Origin of the sequence: Mesorhizobium sp. M7A.F.Ca.CA.002.09.1.1, assembly GCF_003998555.1 — a bacterium.
Taxonomy (GTDB): Bacteria; Pseudomonadota; Alphaproteobacteria; order Rhizobiales; family Rhizobiaceae; genus Mesorhizobium; species Mesorhizobium ciceri.
Genome location: NZ_RZRR01000601.1, coordinates 1 through 3,538 on the forward strand (window position 1 = coordinate 1; position 3,538 = coordinate 3,538).

At 63.9% G+C, this 3,538-nt stretch carries 4 protein-coding genes; all 4 read right to left on the reverse strand.

The genetic code is table 11. The features are described from left to right. Nucleotides 1-129: 129 nt before the first annotated feature. Complete coding sequence (gene flhB, locus EN994_RS22810) at nt 130-1,212, reverse strand: flagellar biosynthesis protein FlhB (RefSeq protein ID WP_024502683.1); 1,083 nt, start codon at nt 1,210-1,212, stop codon at nt 130-132. Between the two features lie 9 nt (nt 1,213-1,221). Beyond that, nucleotides 1,222-2,232, reverse strand: a complete 1,011-nt coding sequence (locus EN994_RS22815) for a flagellar motor switch protein FliG (RefSeq protein WP_013529806.1) — start codon at nt 2,230-2,232, stop codon at nt 1,222-1,224. Nucleotides 2,233-2,275: 43 nt separating this feature from the next. Further along, nucleotides 2,276-2,662, reverse strand: a complete 387-nt coding sequence (gene fliN, locus EN994_RS22820; protein WP_023809994.1) for a flagellar motor switch protein FliN — start codon at nt 2,660-2,662, stop codon at nt 2,276-2,278. A gap of 16 nt (nt 2,663-2,678) precedes the next feature. After that, nucleotides 2,679-3,538: FliM/FliN family flagellar motor switch protein (locus EN994_RS22825; protein ID WP_164746091.1), on the reverse strand; the 860-nt coding region annotated here is incomplete at its 5' end.

Here is a 3,538-nt window from a genome sequence, read left to right on the forward strand (position 1 = left end):
GGCATGCGAAATGCTCCAGCCGGATAAAGGCGATGTAGTCGGCGACATCGATCAGCCTCAGTTCGCCCACCACCTGCTCGATGGCGCTGGCGACGATGATCTCGCGGGATTTTGCGTGCGGTTGCCGGTTCATGAAATCTGTCTGCGCTCAGCCTTTTTCGAGTAGACGATCCGCACCAGTTCGGCGACGGCCTGGTAGAATTGTGACGGGATCACATTATCGACCGAAACTTGCTTGTACATGGAGCGGGCGAGCGCCACGTCCTCGAAGATCGGGATGTTGTGTTCCCGCGCGATCTCGCGGATCTTGAGCGCCACCAGATCCTGGCCCTTGGCCAGCACCATGGGCGCCGAGTCCTCGTCGCGCACATATTTCAGCGCGATCGAGAAGTGCGTCGGGTTGGCGATGATCAGCGTCGCGCGCGGCACCGCCGTCATCATCCGTTTGCGCGCCCGGTCGCGCGCCAGCGAGCGCAGCCGCGACTTGACGATCGGGTCGCCCTCGGACTGTTTGAACTCGTCCTTGACCTCCTGCTTGCTCATGCGCAGATCCTGCTTCCAGTGGAAGCGCGACCAGACGATGTCGACTGCCGCGATCAGCCCCATGACGAAGACGATCGCCACCAGGATGTCGACGGCGATGCCGCGGATGACGAGACCGAAGGCGACCGGATTGGTGATCATCCCGGCGAGCAGCTTGCGGTGGTCTTCCGACAGGGTGAAGCTCAGCACGACGATGGCAAACCCGACCTTGCCGAGTGACTTCAGGAACTCGACCCAACCCTGGATGCCGAACAGCCTGTTCCAACCCTTGGCGATCGAAATACGCGAGAGTTGCGGCCGGACCCGCTCGCCTACGAATTGCGGCATGTTCTGGAACACCGAGGCGCCGACGCCGGCGACGGTCAGCAGCACCATCAAGCTCAGGACGGCGCGGCCGACCTCGAGCAGGACGATCTTGTAAAGCGCGATGACGTCGGTCTCCGTGTCCATCGGCCAGGCTTCCGGCTTCTCCAGGAACATCGACAGGAACATGCCGAGATCGATGATCGCATCCTTGGCGTAGAAGACGGTGAACACCAGTATGGCAACGAACGAGGCAAAGAGCGCTGTCTCCCGCGAATGGGGCAGCTTGCCCTGTTCGATGGTGTCGCGGATCTTCTTTTCCGTCGCCTCTTCGGTTTTCGAATCCTTGTCGACCGCGTCAGCCATGGCGCGGTCCTAGGCGGCGTCTTGGGTCGAGGGGAGTTCGAAGGCGCCTTCGCGCGACAGCCGGATCGTCGTCGTCACGATCGTCTTGCGGGCCGCCATGATATCGGCGAGGGGGATCCCGTCCGAGCCCTGCCCGAGCTCGGCTTCGATCATGCGCCGCGAGCGGGCGCCGATGGCCGACAGCACCGATTCTGCAAGGGCGGCCGACGTGCCACGCAAGGCCAGCGTGACCAGCTCCGTCGATAGCCCGTCGAACAGCAGCACCCGCGCTTTCTGGGTGAGCAGCGGCAGATCGTCGAAAGCAAACAGCCGGGCTCGCACGCCGTCGAGATCAGGCGTGCCGGCGGCTTCCAGATCCTGCATCACCTCCTCGAGCAGCGGCTTGTCGAGTTCGTTGAGGACGCTGGCGACACGCGCCTGTCCGGCCGAGGTATCCTTGGTCGAGGTTTCGGCCAGCACACTGGTGCGCAGCCGGTTTTCGACGATCCTGGCGGCAGCGTCGGGAACATTGGCCATCGTCACCATGCGCTTGATGATTTCTCCACGCATCGGCTTGGTCAGTGTCAGCAGCACGCTCGCCGCCACCTGCGGCGCCAGCTTCGACAACACCATGGCCGCTGTCTGCGGATGCTCACCGGCCAGGAAGGCGCCAAGCCGCGCCGGTTCGAGCTTTTCGAGCTCGGGCCAGATCGGCGGCGGGCCTTCCGGTGCGACCTCGAATTTCCTGTCGCCCATGATCGCGCTCATCTCTTCGGGCGAGAGCGATTCGTTGAGGATGGTGTCCATCCTGTCGGCGGAATCGAGCAATCCCGCCCCTTCGGTGAATTCGGCCTCGAACTCAGCGACAATGCGCTCAAGATCGCTTTGCGGAATCGTCCGCAGCAGCCGGGCGCCCTCGATCAGGGCCTTCAGTTCTTCCTGCTTGAAGAATTTCAGCAGGCGGCTGGCCGACGGCTTGCCCATCGCCACAAGTATGGCGGCCGCCTTCTGCGCGCGGGTCAAGGTCACCGGCGTCGTCATGCCACTCGCCTCCGCTGCCACCGGCAAGCCCCGCAAACCATGTCTAGGCGCCCTTCGTGCCGGCGATGATTTCGGTCAGCCTGATGCCGAAGCGCGAAGGATCGCTTTCCAGAACGGTTATCTCGCCGCGCGCGATCTTTCGGCCGTTGACCACGACGTCGACAGGTTCGCCGATGCGGCGATTGAGCGCCACGGTCGACCCTTTTTGCAGCGCCATCAGATCGGAGACCGGCATCTCGGTGCTGCCGAGGATGATCTGGACATCGACGGGGATGTTCATGATCACGCTCGAATTGGCCGATGAGGCCGCCCTGAACGCCGCATCGGGACGTTGCTCCTCTTCATGCAGGACCCCGCGCAACTCTTCGATGGCACGGTCGAGTTGCTCGTCCGGCTGGTCGAGGTCGGCTTCCGCCTTGGTTTTGGCCATGATCGTCTCCAAATGCTCAGGCGCGTCCGGCGGCAGCCGGCATCAGCCCGTCGATAAAGTCCTGCCCGGCATCGTAAGGTTGCCTGATCCGGACGGTGTAATTCTGTCCCAGTTTGCCGAACTCGCATACGAACAGCGTCTTGCCCCGTGCGCTGAGACGCGCCTGGGACTGGGCCGTTTCCTCGAATTCGATGACGTCGCCGATTTCGAAACCGGCGAGGTCGCCGAGCGTCAGCCGCGCCAGCGGCATCGTGGCCTCGAGCGCCACGGTGGAGCGCATCACCTCTTCCGAAAAGCGGGCGCGCCAGCTGGGGCCGTGATCGTCGTCGCTGACAGGCACGGCTCCGTCGCGGCTGGCCAGCACGACGCGCTGCGGCATCGTCACCGTCACGGTGCCACTGTCGGCCGGCGTCGAGATGCCAAGCACGATGCGGATTGCCGCGCCATCGCGCAGCACGTACCGCTTCGCCTCGGTGCCCGACATTGCCCGCGGCGCGGGCAGGCGCAGGTCGAGCGAACGCTTTCCCGATCCGTTGAGGGCCTGTGCGACCTGCTGGAACACCATGGTCGAAACATCGATTTCGATTTGCGACAGATCGCGTTCGATCGGCGATGCCGGCAGATCCGGGTCGCCGCCGAACAGCGTGCAGACCATGATGGCGATCGCCGGAGCATCGATTACCAGGGTCATCGCATCGGAGGACGCCGACGAGCCGATCACGGTCATCGCAAACGTGTCGCCGGCACGCGAACGCGCCTCGGGAACGCGGCTGACCTCGATCGCTTTGAGATCGACGACGACCGGAACGCCAAACTCGCTGGTCAGGGTTTTCTGCAGCAGCGGCACGGCGCGTTCGGCCATGGCGCGGCCTGCGT